General features: G+C 34.4%; 18 protein-coding genes, 4 tRNA genes, 1 pseudogene and 1 riboswitch. Of the genes and pseudogenes, 20 read left to right on the top strand and 3 right to left on the bottom strand.

What is annotated here, in order from left to right; genetic code table 11:
• Positions 1 to 676: 676 nt before the first annotated feature.
• The 8 genes from pdxR (at position 677) to MHH98_RS14075 (ending at position 8,848) form a co-directional block, all read left to right on the top strand.
• Positions 677 to 2,107, top strand: coding sequence for a MocR-like pyridoxine biosynthesis transcription factor PdxR (gene pdxR, locus MHH98_RS14110; RefSeq protein WP_038189763.1), 1,431 nt, complete (start codon positions 677 to 679; stop codon positions 2,105 to 2,107).
• A 395-nt stretch (positions 2,108 to 2,502) separates the two neighbouring features.
• Entirely contained in the window at positions 2,503 to 2,949 is a 447-nt protein-coding gene (locus tag MHH98_RS14105) for a YfmQ family protein (protein WP_076035078.1), read from the top strand.
• A gap of 260 nt (positions 2,950 to 3,209) precedes the next feature.
• Positions 3,210 to 3,389: a MarR family transcriptional regulator gene (locus MHH98_RS14100; protein ID WP_076035079.1), complete on the top strand. Its 180-nt coding sequence runs from the start codon at positions 3,210 to 3,212 to the stop codon at positions 3,387 to 3,389.
• Between the two features lie 659 nt (positions 3,390 to 4,048).
• Positions 4,049 to 4,135, top strand: a riboswitch (cyclic di-GMP riboswitch).
• A 128-nt stretch (positions 4,136 to 4,263) separates the two neighbouring features.
• Entirely contained in the window at positions 4,264 to 4,632 is a 369-nt protein-coding gene (locus tag MHH98_RS14095) for a hypothetical protein (protein WP_038189755.1), read from the top strand.
• Between the two features lie 57 nt (positions 4,633 to 4,689).
• Positions 4,690 to 5,400: a hypothetical protein gene (locus MHH98_RS14090; protein ID WP_340713107.1), complete on the top strand. Its 711-nt coding sequence runs from the start codon at positions 4,690 to 4,692 to the stop codon at positions 5,398 to 5,400.
• Between the two features lie 57 nt (positions 5,401 to 5,457).
• A complete protein-coding gene (locus tag MHH98_RS14085; RefSeq protein ID WP_235175773.1) occupies positions 5,458 to 6,579 on the top strand; it encodes a methyl-accepting chemotaxis protein in 1,122 nt (373 codons plus the stop codon).
• A 200-nt stretch (positions 6,580 to 6,779) separates the two neighbouring features.
• Positions 6,780 to 7,028, top strand: coding sequence for a hypothetical protein (locus MHH98_RS14080; RefSeq protein WP_038189737.1), 249 nt, complete (start codon positions 6,780 to 6,782; stop codon positions 7,026 to 7,028).
• Positions 7,029 to 7,198: 170 nt separating this feature from the next.
• A complete protein-coding gene (locus MHH98_RS14075; RefSeq protein WP_038189734.1) occupies positions 7,199 to 8,848 on the top strand; it encodes a pyridoxal phosphate-dependent decarboxylase family protein in 1,650 nt (549 codons plus the stop codon).
• A 76-nt stretch (positions 8,849 to 8,924) separates the two neighbouring features.
• Here the strand turns inward: MHH98_RS14075 and MHH98_RS22125 are convergent.
• A pseudogene (locus MHH98_RS22125) lies at positions 8,925 to 9,172 on the bottom strand (IS3 family transposase); the annotation flags it as partial.
• Positions 9,173 to 9,452: 280 nt separating this feature from the next.
• Between MHH98_RS22125 and MHH98_RS14065 the strand changes: the two are divergent.
• Together MHH98_RS14065 and MHH98_RS14060 are read left to right on the top strand one after the other, a co-directional pair.
• A complete protein-coding gene (locus tag MHH98_RS14065) occupies positions 9,453 to 9,779 on the top strand; it encodes a nucleoside triphosphate pyrophosphohydrolase (protein ID WP_340713106.1) in 327 nt (108 codons plus the stop codon).
• Between the two features lie 343 nt (positions 9,780 to 10,122).
• Entirely contained in the window at positions 10,123 to 10,422 is a 300-nt protein-coding gene (locus MHH98_RS14060; RefSeq protein WP_038189729.1) for a DUF3817 domain-containing protein, read from the top strand.
• A gap of 168 nt (positions 10,423 to 10,590) precedes the next feature.
• Here MHH98_RS14060 and MHH98_RS14055 read toward each other — a convergent pair whose 3' ends face one another.
• Positions 10,591 to 11,322: an IclR family transcriptional regulator gene (locus MHH98_RS14055; RefSeq protein ID WP_038189727.1), complete on the bottom strand. Its 732-nt coding sequence runs from the start codon at positions 11,320 to 11,322 to the stop codon at positions 10,591 to 10,593.
• Between the two features lie 135 nt (positions 11,323 to 11,457).
• On the opposite strand from MHH98_RS14055, the gene MHH98_RS14050 reads away from it, so the two are divergent.
• The 9 genes from MHH98_RS14050 to MHH98_RS14010 all read left to right on the top strand — a co-directional run bounded on the left by MHH98_RS14050 (position 11,458) and on the right by MHH98_RS14010 (position 17,185).
• Positions 11,458 to 12,327, top strand: coding sequence for a dimethylarginine dimethylaminohydrolase family protein (locus tag MHH98_RS14050; protein ID WP_038189725.1), 870 nt, complete (start codon positions 11,458 to 11,460; stop codon positions 12,325 to 12,327).
• A gap of 13 nt (positions 12,328 to 12,340) precedes the next feature.
• Entirely contained in the window at positions 12,341 to 13,102 is a 762-nt protein-coding gene (locus tag MHH98_RS14045; protein ID WP_076035082.1) for a dimethylarginine dimethylaminohydrolase family protein, read from the top strand.
• Positions 13,103 to 13,126: 24 nt separating this feature from the next.
• Positions 13,127 to 14,557: an amino acid permease gene (locus tag MHH98_RS14040; protein ID WP_076035083.1), complete on the top strand. Its 1,431-nt coding sequence runs from the start codon at positions 13,127 to 13,129 to the stop codon at positions 14,555 to 14,557.
• Positions 14,557 to 16,161, top strand: a complete 1,605-nt coding sequence (locus MHH98_RS14035; protein WP_340713104.1) for a M20/M25/M40 family metallo-hydrolase — start codon at positions 14,557 to 14,559, stop codon at positions 16,159 to 16,161. The genes MHH98_RS14040 and MHH98_RS14035 overlap by 1 nt, the downstream gene beginning before the upstream one ends.
• Positions 16,162 to 16,184: 23 nt before the next feature.
• A complete protein-coding gene (locus MHH98_RS14030; protein WP_340711396.1) occupies positions 16,185 to 16,364 on the top strand; it encodes a hypothetical protein in 180 nt (59 codons plus the stop codon).
• Between the two features lie 462 nt (positions 16,365 to 16,826).
• Positions 16,827 to 16,901 (top strand) — tRNA-Gly (locus MHH98_RS14025).
• A 6-nt stretch (positions 16,902 to 16,907) separates the two neighbouring features.
• Positions 16,908 to 17,000 (top strand) — tRNA-Ser (locus tag MHH98_RS14020).
• Positions 17,001 to 17,032: 32 nt separating this feature from the next.
• Positions 17,033 to 17,109 (top strand) — tRNA-Met (locus tag MHH98_RS14015).
• A gap of 3 nt (positions 17,110 to 17,112) precedes the next feature.
• Positions 17,113 to 17,185: transfer RNA gene (locus MHH98_RS14010), tRNA-Phe, on the top strand.
• Positions 17,186 to 17,313: 128 nt separating this feature from the next.
• Here MHH98_RS14010 and MHH98_RS14005 read toward each other — a convergent pair.
• Entirely contained in the window at positions 17,314 to 17,409 is a 96-nt protein-coding gene (locus tag MHH98_RS14005) for a hypothetical protein (RefSeq protein WP_235175772.1), read from the bottom strand.
• Here MHH98_RS14005 and MHH98_RS14000 point away from each other — a divergent pair.
• Positions 17,408 to 17,614 (top strand): hypothetical protein, encoded by a 207-nt coding sequence (locus tag MHH98_RS14000; protein ID WP_246832150.1) that lies wholly within the window; start codon positions 17,408 to 17,410, stop codon positions 17,612 to 17,614. The two genes, MHH98_RS14005 and MHH98_RS14000, sit on opposite strands and share 2 nt — an antisense overlap.
• Positions 17,615 to 17,664: the final 50 nt, after the last annotated feature.

Here is a 17,664-nt window from a genome sequence, read left to right as displayed (position 1 = left end):
TAGGAAGACTAAAACCTCCCTATGTTTTTCTTATTCGAAGTTCTTTTTTTCAATTGATGAAAGAGTTTATTATTATCCTAAATTGCAGATTCGGTGACAAAAAACTCATCATCAGATATCCATTCCTCACTAATTGATTTTGAAATTTATGCTTTACGTCACACAATAATAATTGCATTTATAACAGTTTTAAATATGGAGACGGAGGGAGTCGAACCCTCGTCCAGAAACTCCAATACTCAAGCTTCTACGCGAGTATCTTGCCTATTTAGGATTCACACATCATTAGCCAGTAAGCAGGCGTCCTGTACACTAACCTAAAAATCTCTTGCCGGGGACTCAGGTGGCTTACTCGTAATATCATACAGTACGCGGTTAACCATTTATATATAAGGGTTTTACGCTTTTTATCAAAACAGAAAAATCCGTTCAAATCATGTAATTCTTGTCTTGAATTGTAGCTGGTGAACCCCCTGTTTACAACGTTATTATTTTGAATAATGGCTATGTCATTTCAATGTGGTTCTTATAAGAAAATGTGTATTGAATTTTAAAGTGGAAGGTTAATTACAAGTAAAATTTATATTAGTATTAATTTTTTTATCTTTAATGGCAATGCTAAAAGATAAATGGAAAATTTTAAGCAAGTTTAATAGAAATTGTGAGGTGAGTATATATGGATTGGAAACCTGATAGAAAAGCAAAAAAAGCTATCTATAAACAACTCGCAGATTATATTGAAAAGGGAATTGCAGATGGGACATTCCCACCTGATAAACCATTGCCATCTGAGAGGAATTTAGCAAATATTTTAGAAATAAATAGAAGTACTGTGGTAAATGCATATGACGAATTAGAATCGAATGGGCTAATTGAAAGAAATAGAGGAAGTGGTACTACCATTAGTAAAGATATATGGGGTATAACAAAAAAACGAATTCCTAGCTGGAATAGGTATATTGGGGCAGGTTCTTTTCTCCCTAATCTACCTGTGACACAAAAAATAAGAAAAGAAGCTGTTGAACATAATTTAATAAATTTAGCTACAGGTGAATTGTCAGAAGAACTTTTCCCAAAAAGCTTTTTAAGGGAGATAACCTCTACACGTTCTTTTATTGGAAGCCTAGGATACGATCATCCACAGGGGAGTGAAATCCTAAGAAAAACCCTTACAAAACATATAAAAAAAAGTCGGGGAATCGAAACTAATCCTTCTTCAATACTTATAACATCAGGAGCGCAACAAGCATTACATTTAATTGTACAATGTTTGTTAAAGCCTGGAGATTCAATAGCAATAGAAGATCCTTCTTACAATTATAATCTTCCGATTTTTAAATCAGCAGGTATACAAATACATTATCTACCTGTCGATAGGGATGGAATTAACCCTGAAGATTTGCAGTCATTATATAAAAAACACCGTATTAAAATGATTTTTTTAAATCCAGATTTTCAAAATCCAACGGGTTCCTTAATGCATGTAAAAAAAAGAGAAGCTATTTTAGATATATCCTCAAAGCTTGGGATTCCAGTAGTAGAGGACGATCCTTATAGTTTAACAGCTTTTTCAGGAGATAAAATACCTACCCTTAAATCAATAGATAAGAACGGAAACGTATTATACATTAGTTCTTTGTCCAAAATTGTTGCCTCAGGATTAAGAATAGGGTGGATTATTGGCCCAACATCGGTGATTGAAAGATTATCCGATGCAAAGCAACAAATTGACTTTGGACATTCTAGCTATACACAATGGATAGCAAATGATTTTTTAGAATCAGAAAATTTCAATTTTCATATAAACCGTTTAATTAAGGAATTAGAAAAAAGGAGAGATAAAATTATAAAAAGCCTTGATATATATTTAAAAGACCAGGTGGAATATTCTATTCCTCAAGGTGGTATTCATATTTGGTGTAAAATCCTTAAAAGTTTTAATGAAATCCAATTACTTGAAGAATCAATTAAAAAAGGCGTCATTTATGTTCCTGGTTCTACAATGGGATCTAAAAATGGATTTGTTCGTTTTACTTTCGCAAGAGAAGATGAAGATTCGATTGATGAAGGAATCAAAAGGTTTGCAGAAGCTCTTAATTGTTTGTAAACATTTCCTTCTGGAGAAGCATCTCGTATATTTTAAGGAAATTTGTTATTAACATTTATTTTAAATTTAATTCTTAAGATAAGTGGATGGTCAAAAAATAATCCAATTGGATGGTTAATAAAAATATAAATCCTTTATCATTGAGTGGTAGTTGATGAAACATCCATATAGGCTAATTAAAAATTATTTGTGGCTATGTGAGTGAATTGATTTTCATTTAACATTTGTATACAAAGGGATATCGGACGTTTTTAGCGCCCGATTTGAGGGTTGTAATGGTGTCTTATTAAAAATAGCCCTTGTTTGCAAATTACTATTTTGTGATAGTATATTATTTACTATTAAAATGTTGGCCTATAGTAACCAGATATTATTATTGAAGGAGTTGATATAATATGACATGGACAGTTGCTATTATGATAGTGATTGGAATTATTTTTAAATTGTTAATGAGTCCTCCAAATGCACTTGTGGCATGGTTTTTAGATAAATTTGAACTTCATCAAAAACTTGATTCAGAAGATGTTACTGTAACATTTAATGGAAAGCATTTAGAAGAGGAAGAAAAAATTAGATTTATTGAGTATTTTAATGAAGCTAACTTTTTAAAAAAACATTATATATTTCCAGGCAATGAAAAATTATTCCTACATCCAGAGACTAATGTAACTCCATTTGTCATCAACTTAAAAAGGGGCAAAAAAGATGTTAATTACTTTGTTTATAATCCCGAAAATAACGTTGATGTAGTTAAGCAGTGGAAGAAGAAAGTTGTTTCTTATAGTCTTAGATCTGATGATCTACAAAAATTTAATATGTCAACTAATAGAACTGTGGAGTAAGTATACTTTTAAAGATGTTTACAATAACTTCATGAATTGTATTTTCCAAATTGAGGTCGCCATATAATGAAATTAAATCACTTCTTTGGTATTGCTTGAACGATAATATAAAGTAAAGCGTTAAGTTGTTTTTGATTTCCGAAACGCCCTCATATTGCAATTCCAATGACAACGGACACCATATACTATGAAGGTTTTTAACTGACTTTCATTGAAGAAGCATATCATTATTTATTACGAGTACATTAAAGGAGCTAATTATGTTCAATGATAAAGATTTACTTAGTGTAGATGTAGCAAAGATGTATTACGATTTAGATAAGACTCAAGGTGAAATCGCTAAAGCTCTCGATCTGTCTAGACCTACTGTTTCGAAGTTATTGAAGAACGCCAAAGAAAAAAATTACGTGAACATCGTTATTAACGATCCTAGAGATTAGTCTTTTAACCTTGAATTAGCACTACAAGAAAAATATCAATTGAATGCTGTCCCCATAGCATTCCCTCCAATAGATGGAGAACAGCAAATTAAAAAGTACATTGGTAAAACAACAGCTAAATAACATCTCGACTTTATTTCAAACAGTACAAATTGGCTTTAAGACCGTAAAGTGATAATAAATTTATTTGATTTTGATATAAAAATATAAAAGCCTTACTACACTTTATTGTAGTAAGGCTTTTATAAGTTGTTTAATTCTTATTTAACTAACGTACCTGTTAGTTGAAAAAGGCTATTTTACCTCTTCCCCTTTTGTTATAAAACGAAAGTTCATTCTTTATCATAGATTATACTACTAATTTCCAGTGGAAATAATTTATTTGATTACAGTTCAGATATCCGCCCTCACTGTAGAGCAGATTTACAAGGTAATCCTATACCAAAGGAACAATAAGTAAGTAATAGAGCTACACACTATTCTAGAAAAATATGGATTTTTTAATATTACAAAATATGGAATTTAACATTCATAAGGAGGGGGGCATTTTTCGTATGTAAACTAAGAAAAAATTCTTGTAATTCTAGTTCGACAAAAAATGACAAGTAATATATAATGTTGTAGTAATATATGAGCATGAGATTAGTACTATTTATAAAAATTGAAAAAGGCAAACTTATTGAAAGGTAAGGACGCAAAGCTACGAATCTAAAATCCTCTTGGATAATGATAGTCGGGTTGCCAAGAATAATAACGATTATTTGGCTATCTTATCTATATCTGGGATAGCTTTTTTTATTACACTCCTACGAGAAGAACGAGCAAATGTTAACAATGTAGTATAGCAGATCATAAAGAAGAAGGGAATTAAAAGATGATAGTCGTAGATAAAAAGAAATATAAAATGGCAATTCATGAGGTTTCGAAGGAAGTTCATGTACAGGTGCATGGATTAATGAAAGAGGAAGATGCAGAAGGTTATATGATAGATTTACAGGATACGATTAATAAAGTATCAAGAAAAGACTATACGTTTGTTGTCGATGGGACTCACCAAACAACTGTTCCATCAAAGGTTGTACCACAGTTGGAGCAAACGATGCAATTTTATTCTAGCTTAGGTTTTAAGGATATCCTTGTAGTAAAACCTTCATCTAAAATTGCTCAAGTGCAAATTAGGAATGCACTTGAAAGAATTGAGTTCACAGGTACATTTATCGATAAAGTACCTCATTCTATGTAAAGTTAGGTCCAATAGAAAAGAAATTTTTATTTTATAATTCGGAAGGAAGATCAATAAGTGCAAACAACACAAGAGTTGTATACATATGAGATTATAACGAAGGAACAAACAGCTTTAATTCAGAAAGCAGCTGAATGCCTGGCTCGCTCATTTATTGGAGTGGACGTTTCAGGAAAATGGGTTCAGGAACCGATGGTAGGTCAATTAAATATAGGTTATGAAGATTTCTATATGTTTACCAAGGAATATTTAGACTCTACAATAGAGCAGGGATATTGCGCAGTCGCTCTGGATATTAATAATAATGTTGTTGGTGTGCTTGCTGGAGATACAAATGCACCAGAGATTATCGGAGAAGATTTATTTGAAGGTTCTTTTTATGATATGAATGTAATTCTGCGTGTTCTGGAAGATGTGGATAAACGTTTCATGGAAGATTATAAAAAACGAAACGGAAAAGAAATTGAAGATGGAGAGTTATTACACCTATTCATGTTAGGAGTGACAGCTGAACATGAACGTCACGAAATTATTCAACAATTAGGAAATGAATTGCTAACAAAGGCATCATCACAAGGGGTGAAGGCCGTTTTAGGTGAAGCGACAAATCCGAAGTCGATACGTGTAATGGAAAAATATCATAATATGAAAAAATATAAAGATATAGACGGAAATTATATTGTTCATAAATATCTGGATAATAGTAAGTTGAATGGTATTCCTGCAAATGTAGCGGATGGAACATATATCCTTATAAAGGAGCTTTAAAATAATCATAATTGAGTCTTATTCAATAATTAATAGGAGTTAGGAGATATATTTATCATGGAAGCTGTTATGCTAGGAATAATTGTTATCTTAATGGTGGTAGCGGTGTATTTTGCTTACCGATATTTTTCACTAAAACATCATCTTCATATTAATAAAGAAATAATAAATGGAATGAAAGAAATATCAGCAGGTAATATCGCAAGTAAAGTTGATGAAAAAAGTTCTAATCATGCTGTATTTAATCAACTAATTGAGTTTTTCAGCAGTACAAGGGAAAAAAAATATTTATTTTCAAAAAATGTACATGAAAAAGGAGAAAATCTCGCTGAAATTGGAGAATATGCTTCTGAAAAAGGGGATATTGTTAGAGCGGCAATCGATGAGGTAGGTAGAGGATTGCAGAAACAATTAGTAGCTACAGAAGAAAGTGCCGAGTCTATGGAAGAAATGGCACAGGCTATCGAAGATCTATCAGTGAGATCAAATCAAATTTCATTTCAATCAAATACTACTTTAGAATTGACGCAAGAAGGAAACGAGAAGCTCAAGGATTCCTTAGGGAAAATGGATCAGTTTAATCAAACGATAAATGGAACATTTGATGCAATAAATAAACTCGGAGAAAAATCTCACGAAATTGGCACTATTGTAAAAGTGATTTCAGGGATTGCAGAACAAATAAATTTATTGGCATTAAATGCGGCAATAGAAGCTGCCCGTGCGGGTGAACATGGTAAAGGATTTGCGGTTGTTGCTGATGAGGTTCGAAAATTAGCCGAACAATCACGCCAGTCTTCTTCTGAAGTATCAAATATTGTAAAGAATATTCAAGAAGAAACTGAAATAGTTGTCAAGTCAATGCAACAGGGAACTGAAGAATTTAAAGATACAAATACGAACATTGTAGAGGTTGGAACCATGTTTGAAGAGATTCTATCTACTACAAAGGTCATTGCAGAAAATAATGAATATTCTTCTGCAAGTACAGAAGAGTTATCTTCTGCTTCTCATCAGATAATGACAACAATTGTTGAGATAGCTTCTATCTCTCGAGAATCTGTTGAAATGTTTGAGGAACTAATAGAAATTAGTGATGATGAACTAAATACAATGCAAAAACTTGTTTTGGAAGCTGAGAGTCTTGTAGAGTTAAAAGATGATGTAAACAAATTATAATTTACATGGAATCATGGTTTTGAAGCTGCGGAAACTAAAGTGGGTTAAGATGCTGAAAATAAGGTCAGTTTAGCAGTATAAAGATTTTCACCTTGCTCTCTGATAAATATAAAAGTGCTTCTCATAGGTTGATTCAACTTGTGGAAAGCTTCTTTTTTATGTTGGGCAAAAACTGATAAAAAGTGCAAAAGGGGCAAGGTGTGGCTGCAGTTACTAAAAATGATTCGATTAAGCGCATGAAAGCCATTTGGCTTATTGATATTCTCATTTTTATAGTTGAAGTCCCATCCTGTCTTTCGTATGGTGCGCTAACAGATGTCCAACAGATCATCTTTGACCTGATGGATTATGCAGTCAGCGATATCTCGATGCCTTTAGGTAGGTGCATTATTGATCGCGATTTTTGTATCCTGGAATATTTCAAAAGAAGATTTGTTTGCCGAAATTAAAACAAGGATCGAATGTTAAGATACATATTCTTTTACAGTTGTTATTTTCTCTTAAAATATATAGTTCCAATTGCCATCATCATCGTTCTTAATGCAGCAGGTCTATCAGATGGGATTTAAATTTTTTAAAAATAAAACTACTTTTAGTAAAACATCAAGGAGCTAAAACAATGAAGAAAGTACAAAAATTGTTTCCTAGTATGGACGGGAATGACTTTCAAAGAGAGGAAATATTGTCTTACTTTAGGACAATTTTAACGAAAATAGATGAATTAAAGGACCCTAACAAACTAACGCTAGGAGAAATGCCCGAGTACACAGAGGATTACTATAATCGTGTTATTCAAAAGGCTGATGTTCCGAAAACGGGTGTGTCGATGGAGGAAGTGATTCAGAAGCTTCTCAAATTGGTAGAAGGACACCGGTATGTCAATAGAAATTATGTAGCTAATGCAGCGCCTCTTCCGAATATTGCTAGTATTATCGGGAATTTAGTAATGGTGCTTGTCAATGGGAACAATATTTGGGATGTAGAAGGCCCAGCAGCGGCTACAGCAGAAATTGAAGTAACTAGTATGCTATCCAAACTTATAGGATACGATGAAAGCATCAGTGCAGGATATACAACTTGGGGAGGACAAGGGGCTGTCTTTAACTCTTTACGTCTTGCCATTGCCCGTTACGCGCCGTCCTCTAATCAAAGTGGTGTACCGCAAAATCTCTATTGTTTCTGTTCAGAGCTATCACACTACAGTTTGTATAAATCTGTAGAAGCAACTGGGATTGGCGTAGAAAACATGATACGCGTGAAAGTCAATGCTGATCATTCTATGAATCTAGAAGATTTAAAAGAAAAAATGGAGCATGTTATTGCAAAAGGCGGCATTCCACTTTATGTCCTTGCCACAATGGGAACTACTGATACATTTGGGGTTGATGACATTGAGGGAATTAAGCGGATAGCAGAAGAATTGGAACGCACTAATGGCATATATCCAATCTATATCCATGCAGACTCTGCTATGGGTGGCATGTATACTTTCTTTAATAATTACGACTTTGAAAGTAATCCTCTGCGATTTGAAAACAACGTTAATGAGGTATTGAAATCCTATCAACAGAAGTTTAAACATATCAAGCTTGCAGATAGTATGGTCTTTGATTTCCATAAGCTTGGACAAACGCCATATATCACGAGTTTGTTTTTAATCAAAAACAGAGAGTATCTTAAGTATGTTGATTTAGATGCAGAGGAAACGCCGTATGTTGGGAATCGCAGTTATGGTAGCTATCATACTGGCTACACGCTCGAGTGTTCGCGAATGGGAAGTGCTTTGACGATTTATGCGTCTTTATTGGCATTTGGAATCGAAGGCTATCAAGAGCTTTTAGCCAACTATATTCGTGTCAATATTACATTTAGAGAGACGTTAATAAAAGAAGTTTCGAATGTGGTGATCACGAATGAAGTTTCGCCGATTACAACATTCCGTTTTTATCCTGAAAAGACAATATGGAATGATGAATTGAACGGACTTTTAACCGTAGAAGAAATAACAGAAATCAATCAATTTAATGACGAGTTTGCAGAGGTAATTGGTGCCGAACGAGATACTGTCTTCTTTGGAAATACAAAAAAGCAACGTCTCGTGGAAGTAGCAAACTCAAGCAAGCGGATATCCGTATATGCACATAAATTTTTTGCAATCTCGCCATACACAACAATAGAAGAGGTCGAACGTTATGTTGGATTTCTAAAAGAACACCTAGAATTTTTTCTTAAAACAAGAAGTAGTGAAAATGTAATTATAAGATCGTAAAGAGGTAATAAAAGAATAATCAATAGATTAGATACTTTTTTTAGGTAACATTGTTGATTTATGATGGAAACTTCTCCTAAAAAAGTCGAATGTTTAGTTTCGTTTGAATACGGATAATATAATAATAAGTAATGTATTCTTCGATAATCTGTATCACACATGTGTTCGGTGTGAGATAGATATTGTCGAGATTGAACGTTTCGATTGGGGATTATCAGCTGGCGTGCCTTTCCGTGACATGCTCATGGTAATTCCCTTTTCTTTGACTGCTTTTTGATAATCATAGGATGTATAAACTGAACCTTGGTCATTATGTAGAATACGACCCTCTGGTAGCTTAGATAATTGTAGCTGCACAATATACACTGTGGATTTGAAACCTTTTTTTATGCATTATGCAAGTTCTATTTAATAATAATGTTTGGTAATAATTTTCCCATTGTTTCTGGAGTAGGTCTAACCTCTTTATAGTGATATTTTCTTTCTTCATTTGTTCTCGTAAATTCAGAAAATAGGTAAGTTTAAGTATTTAAAATTGTTGCTATATCAGTATTAGTAATTGAAATTATTTCTTCATTGCAAAACATAGAAGGAGTGATCAAAAGTGCACACATACAACAAACTAGTAAGAGATTTAATCCCGCAAATAATTGAGGAGACTGGGAAAGAATACTCAACTAGAGTTTTAGCACCAAAAGAGTATTTATTAGAATTGAAATTAAAAATGACAGAAGAAGCACTTGAATTTAATGAAGCAGAAGTACAAAAAGACGCAGTTGAGGAGCTTGCAGATATATTAGAGTTAGTTCATGCGTCATTGGCTGTTTATGGGGTTTCTTACGAGGAGCTGGAACAAATTCGTTTATCGAAAAAAGAAAAACGAGGTGGATTCTCAGACGGGATCTATTTAATAGAAGTAGAGGATGAATAAGTTACAAGTGTTTTTCTTAAATGTAGTTGAATAATAAATAAAATCCAATGTAATTATTCTATTAAGTGTGGAAGGTTTACAACTATAAGTAGAATTATGATATCAAGACATAGTTAGTTGTTTTTTGGAAAATTACGCAAAAGTGTAAGAAATAAATTAACGATTCAAATCTTTTTGCAGTCACTCGCAATCTTGTCTGTAAACTAATCGATATTCTTTAGTCATTAATCAGACACAACATACTTTCTTTTTAAACAAACAATATTGTACGGTACTGTAAAATTCGATAAGCTAGAAGTACCTTCGGATTTTATCGTGGTAAATTGTTTGTAGGAGAGAAATTATGCTAAAAAACCCTGTTGGTCAGCTGAGATTAGCTGGCTATTTTGATGGCATTTCGCTATTAATATTATTATTTATAGCGATGCCTATGAAGTATATGTTAGATATTCCGATGGCTGTTCGTATTGCTGGTGCAGCACATGGATTCATTTTCGTCGCTTACGTTTTAGTTATATTATATGTAACAATTCGTGTTCGTTGGAATATTGTTTGGTCATTGCTAGCATTTGCAGTAGCATTTATACCATTTGGAAATTTCATATATGATATCAAATTAAAAAAGCTTGAACAGCGTTATTAAAAAGCCTGACAATTAATTGTCAGGCTTTTTTGTAGTTGTTTTTAAATTGAGAGACTTATATAAAACTTAAGCGAAATGTCTTCTATAGAATAGTAAGTATGCTTATTTCCTTGTTAACGCAATTGTGTAAAAAAAGGGAAGCCAAAGGTTTAGTTCTAGAATTAAATTTTATAAAAAACCAAGTTGTTGTGAAATTCTCGTTGTAGTTTGCAACAATTCCTGTTTTAAAAATTCAATACGTTCCTCTGTAAGTGTAAATTGTAGAACGCCTATACTTACTGCGCCTAGTACTTCACCATTTCTTTGGCGGATCGGTGCTGCGATGGAAGCTGTACCTTCTGTTTTCTCCTCATAGCTGATTGCATAACCATTAGCCTGAATTACTAACAACTTTTCAAACAATTCTTCCATTTCCTTTGGTGCCAGTGCTTTCTTTACACAGTCATGTATTTGAGATTTTGACATACAGGCGAGCATCGATTTATTTGCGGCCCCAATATGCATCGGTATTCTCATACCCAATTGATCGACAATTCGTATTCGATTATTTGGCGCATCAATACGTTCAATCACCATAGCTTCAGTCCCAATTGGTTTACTTAAATACACGCTTTCATTGACAATATTGGCCAATCGATCTAATTCAGGACGAATGGACGCTACATAATCGAAACGGTCATAAAGTTGAAGACCGAACTCTAGCCAAATATTTCCTAGTTGGTATTTTTTTGTTTCGTTATCTTGAACTATTAGTCTATGTTCAATTAGTGAAGTGAGCATACGGTGCAAAGTCGCAAGTGGTAATTTTGTTTGTTGTGTTAATTCGGTAATGGTAATGCCTTCTTCTTTTACATTGGAAACAATTCCAATTACTTGCATTATACGATCGATTGTTTGCATAAAATTCACCTCTAGTATTATTTTCAGATTTATTAAAATATATTGACATTATAATATATTTTTCATATATTCTAAATATATAGTTTCCTTTTGACGGAAAAATTTTCCGTTCATCGGAAAGAAGGAGGGGGAAGTATGTTTTGTGATTCAATGTATGCACCTTTGAAACGTGTCATTGTGAAAAGTCCCGATGCTGCGTTTATTAACCAACAGCATCTTCAAGGGAATTGGGAGAAATATTTTTATCTTAGTGAGCCGAATTTTAAAGAAGCTATAAATGAGTACGAATCGTTTCTAGATATTTTAAGAAAGCATGTTGAAAAGATAGATTTCTTGCCACAAAACGAAACTGTAGGTTTGGATTCTTTATATGCACATGATCCAGTGAAATTTACACCGCACGGAGCTATCATCTTACGTTCAGGAAAAGAATTGCGACAACCTGAAGCAGATGTGTTTAATGAGTTTTTGACAGAAAAGAATATACCAATCATCGGTAGCTTAAAAGGGGAAGCTATTTCAGATGGTGGAGATATTGTCTGGTTAAATGAGCGGACAGTAGCGATAGGGAGAGGCTACCGTACGAATGATGAAGCGATTCGTCAACTTAAAGAAATCTTCAAACCTTTTGTAGATGAAGTGATGATTGTTCCTTTACCACATGATTTAGGTGAAGAAGCTTGCTTGCATTTAATGTCTTTCATCAGCATAGTGGACAAGGATTTAGCGGTTGTACATTCAAGACTAATGCCAGTCTTCATGCGCCAATGGCTTTTAGAAAAAGGCTTTACTCTACTTGAGGTGCCAAATGATGAATACGATTCACTTGGTTGTAATGTTTTAGCGCTAGCACCAAGAGTATGTGTTTTACCTGCTGGAAATCCAGTTACAGAACAACTATTGAAAGAGTCAGGAGCAACAGTTTATACGTATAAAGGCGATGAAATCACAGTAAAAGGGACAGGCGGGCCAACGTGTTTAACTTGCCCAGTCGAAAGATACTAAGGGGGATAATAAAATGTTTTCAAATGTTATTGTAAAAAAACCAGGTAAAAGTTATGTAGAGGGGTTAACAACTTCTGATTTAGGTACACCAAATTACGAAGGGTTATTAGTACAACATGAAGCTTATGTTGAAGCGTTAAAAACTTGTGGAGTAGAGGTTACTTATTTAGAAGCAGATGAAGCATTCCCAGATTCTACTTTTGTAGAAGATACTGCAGTATTAACAAAAGATTTTGCAGTCGTATCAAACCCAGGTGCAGCTAGTCGTAATGGTGAAATTGTCGAAATGGAACAAGTATTAAAAGGTTTATTTGAAAAAATCTATTACATCGAAAATCCTGGCACATTAGATGGTGGCGATGTATTGCAAGCAGATAATACTTTTTACATTGGTATTTCAGAGCGTACAAATCAACAAGGTGCTGAACAATTAAAAGCTATTTTAGAAAAAGAAGATTACGTGGCTCATATTGTACCACTTAAAGAGTTCTTCCATTTGAAAACAGGAATTGCTTATTTAGGTGACAACAAAATGGTTTTAGCTGGTGAATTTGTTGAAGACGAACTATTTTCTTCATACGACAAAATCGTTATTCCGAAAGAAGATGAATATTCAGCGAACTGTATTTTAGTCAATGATTTTGTCATTATTCCTGCAGGTTACCCAGCGACAAAACAAAAAATAGAACAAGCTGGATATAGCGTTATTGAATTACCGATGAGTGAATTCCAAAAACAAGATGGCGGCTTAAGCTGCTTGTCACTTCGCTTTTAAAAACATACATGGGGTGGGATGGGTATGAACGATCAACAAGGGGTGAATGAGTCAAACCAATTAAAGAGATCCATGAAAAGCCGTCACTTATTGATGCTTTCACTTGGGGGAGTGATTGGTACAGGCTTGTTTTTAAACGTTGGTTATACGATTAATCAAGCAGGTGCTGGTGGTGCCATTATTGGTTATTTAATTGGTGGATTTATTTTGTATATGGTGATGACTTGTTTGGGTGAGCTTGCCGTGCATATGCCTGTAACAGGCTCATTCCAAACGTATGCAACAAAATATATACATCCATCTGCAGGTTTTTCCCTTGGCTGGATGTACTTTGTAGGTTCAGCTGCAACCGCAGGTGTTGAATTTACAGCTGCTGGAATATTGATGCAACATTGGTTTCCAGATGTAGCAGTTTGGATATGGTGTGCACTCTTTATGTTACTTCTGTTTTCTTTAAACGCCTTGTCTACAAGAGGATTTGCTGAAACAGAATTTTGGTTCTCAGGTATTAAAGTAGTAGCAGTTGTGATTTTTATTATTATTGGTATTGCTGTCATCATCGGCTGGGTTCCGATTGCAGATCGTCCAGCTCCGCATTTAACAAATTTAGCGCCAACACAGTTATTCCCAGCTGGGATTGCTATTATTTTTGTCACGATGATGAACGTAATATTCTCATATCAAGGTTCTGAATTAGTAGGTATTGCAGCAGGGGAAACGGAAAACCCTCAAAAGAATATTCCGAGAGCTATTCGTACGATTTTAGTTCGTATTATACTTTTCTATATTGCTTCTATTATTGTTCTATCTGCTATTTTCCCATCTAGTGAACTTGGTCTATTAGAGAGTCCATTTGTAACGCTGTTAGATTTAGTAGGAATTCCATTTGCAGCGGATATTATGAATTTCATTATATTAACAGCTATTTTATCCGTTGGAAATTCATGTCTCTATGCATCAACTCGGTTATTATGGGCGATGTCAAATGAAGGAATGGCACCGAGAATTTTCGGAAAAGTCAATAAAAACAAAATTCCTTTTAATGCTCTTGTATTTACAATGGTATTTTCATTGTTGTCACTTTTAACGAGTGTTATGGAAGCAGATACTGTGTTTGTATTGCTCATGTCTATTGCTGGAATTTCAGTTACGATTTCATGGATGGGTATTGCACTATCGCAGTTAATGTTTAGAAAGCATTATTTAAAAAACGGTGGGCAACTAAAGGATTTAGGTTATCGAGTAAAGTACTATCCATTTATTCCTCTTTTTTGTATCGCATTTTGCGCCTTGATTTTAGGGTTTCTTGCATGGGATTCCACGCAAAGAGTTGGTTTAGCTTACGGGGTAGGGTTTTTCATAGCTTGTTTAATCTTTTATCAAGTGAGGCTAAAGGGGAAGTCCTTTGCACCTGAAGATCAAAAAGTGATTATTGAAAAGGGGAGCGAGACATAATGTGGGGTACATCCAAGCAGTTACGAGAATTAATATGTGAACTAGTCAGTTGGGAAAGCCAGACATTGACTACTGGTGAACAACAATTTTCAAGGAAGTTACAAGCTAAATTACAACAGCTACCTTATTTTGAACAGCATCCAGAGAATATTGAATTATGTGATGTTGATAAAGGGCGCCAAGTTGTATCTGCTTTATATAAGCATCCTGAAGTACAAGAAACGGTAGTTTTAATCAGCCATTTTGATACGGTACAGATTGAAGAGTACGGTTCATTAATGCCACTTGCAACGATGCCTGAAGAGCTAACAAAAGCCTTTTTAGCAAATCCAAGTTTATTACCTAAATCAGCACAAAAGGATTTACAATCAGGTGATTATTTATTTGGTCGAGGCGTAATGGATATGAAGATGGGACTGGCACTTCATATGCAATTGATGGAGCGTGCAATTGAAGAACAATGGAAATTGAATTTACTGTTAATAACTGTACCAGATGAGGAAGTGAACTCTGCTGGTATGCGTCAGGCGGTAAAACATATTACACAGTTACAAGAAAAAGAGAATCTAGAATTAGTCTTATTTTTAAATAGCGAGCCATCATTTTCACAAGGACCGGCAGATTTACAGGAATATATTTATTCTGGAACGATTGGTAAAATCATGCCTTCAGCCCTTTTCTATGGTAAAGAGACACATGTTGGAGAACCACTAAAAGGTATTACAGCTCCTTATATGAGTTCTTTCTTAACACAGGAAATGGAATGGAATGAACGATTCTGTGAAGAAGATTACGGTGAAAAAACACCACTTCCTGTTTCGCTACAGCTAAAAGATTTAAAAACACAATATTCAACGCAAACACCTTATCGTGCAGTAGCAATGTATAACGTCTTCTTATTGAAACGTAGTGCGGGTGAAATTATGTCGATCTTTGAATCTGTTGCAAATGAAGCGATGGCAAAATGCCAGAAGCGATACGATGAACTTTGTCAAAAACAGGCTATTGACGGTGTAGGTAACATTCGAGTTATCAAATTTGAGGAATTGCAAAGCCATGCACTTGAAAAGCTGGGTGAAGCAAAAGTGACTTCAATAATCGATGAAGTAATTGGTCAAGAAGAGTGGGATGATCGTGAGAAATCATTGCGCATTGCAGACCAATTAATGATTCACTGTCAAGAATTAGCACCAGCAGTTGTATTGCTGTTTGCACCACCATATTATCCGCCGGCGAATTCTTCTGAAAATCCGTTGATTAATGGAGCAATTTCATTATTGCTAGGAGAAGCTAAGAAATATGATATTCCATTAGAACATATTCATTATTTCAATGGAATTTGTGACCTGAGTTATTGTCAATTTACAGCAGATAAAGATTGGAAAACGTATGAAAAAAATACGCCAGTTTGGGGACAAACATATTCAATACCATTTAAAGAAATGGAACAATTCACAGCACCAGTGTTAAATGTAGGGCCGTTTGGAAAAGATGCACATCAAATATCAGAGCGTCTACATGTGAAAAGTGCTTTTGAAGAAATGCCAGAATTGTTATACAAATTATTACAGTATGTAAGTTCAAGCAACAAGATAAATAGTTAAATAATCCAATTAGATACATTAATTTGGAAATAGGTTTTGTTGCCGATTTTGAAGGCGTTGCATCACTGCTATTTATAGTTGTCAATAACGAGGCATTGGGTGAAGCGTATCCATTGCATCACTCTAAATTTAAAGTCGATGAAAAAGCGCTAATTTATGGCGTGCAGTATTTTGAGGAACTTGCAAATCGCTTTTCTCATTAAAGCAATAGCGTAATGAAAGATACGTCTCATCATCAGAAAATTGATGTATGAGACGTTTTTTTGTGGTTAATATATATGAACATCATGTAGTGAAAAGTTGAAAGCCAATGCATTTTAGTAGTCATGCAAAGTAATAGAGTCAGAAATTTATATTGATACATTTAGATGTTTTGCTATATAACAATAATACAGTTATAAGTAAAAATGCGAAGACCAGACTAAAAAGTATCGTCGAGAAGAATAAAATAGAGATATAGAATAAAAGAAAAACCATCTAGAACTATAGTAAACATGCCGATATTCTAGGAGAAAATATGTTTGTGGAAGCACAAAGGGAATCAATATGTATTTGTTATTTTAATATACCTTAAAAATTAAATATTCTAACATATTATTTAAGTGTTGACGGATAAATGTATTATGTGTTAAATTAATTTATGTACTAAAGAGCACATAACAAATGCGGAAGTAGTTCAGTGGTAGAACACCACCTTGCCAAGGTGGGGGTCGCGAGTTCGAACCTCGTCTTCCGCTCCAAAGTACGGAGGAATACCCAAGTCTGGCTGAAGGGATCGGTCTTGAAAACCGACAGGCGGGTCATACCGCGCGGGGGTTCGAATCCCTCTTCCTCCTCCATTTTATCTAAATAGGGCTTTCAATATTATTATCGCGGGGTGGAGCAGTTCGGTAGCTCGTCGGGCTCATAACCCGAAGGTCACAGGTTCAAATCCTGTCCCCGCAACCAATCGGGTCAGTAGCTCAGTTGGTAGAGCATTAGATTGAAGCTCTAAGTGTCGGCGGTTCGATTCCGTCCTGACCCATACATAATTAAGAGTTATCCTAATAGTCTAATTGACTTGTAGGATAACTCTTTTTTGTTGTCTGATTTTGAATGTGATGTAGAGCTGTACGACAAACACTTAGGAAGTATAACTGCTATTTACTTTCTTCATCCATCTAAGAAAATGCGAATAAATTGATCGCTCTCTTGAACAAGGTCGTAATCTGCTCCGAAGAGCAGCCAGTCGTATAATGTACCACGCATGCATCTACTAATTAGTAGGGATGTTCTTCTAACTTGGATATTATTCGGAAGCTTTATGATTGTTGGGTTACTATTATCACTAATTCTAGCAATTTTCGCACCTGATACGAGGAAGGTCACAAAATATGAGGATCATGTAGAAGATCATGTAGATAGTGATGAAAGAATAATTTTAACTTCTACAAAGCCATTAGAAATTGACTGAAAGAATATCTAAGAGTTAATGTGAATAACTAGATATAGCATCTAATCGAA

This window comes from Viridibacillus sp. FSL H8-0110 (assembly GCF_038003565.1).
Lineage (GTDB): Bacteria > Bacillota > Bacilli > Bacillales_A > Planococcaceae > Viridibacillus > Viridibacillus arenosi.
This window is presented reverse-complemented; position numbering and strand designations above follow the sequence as displayed.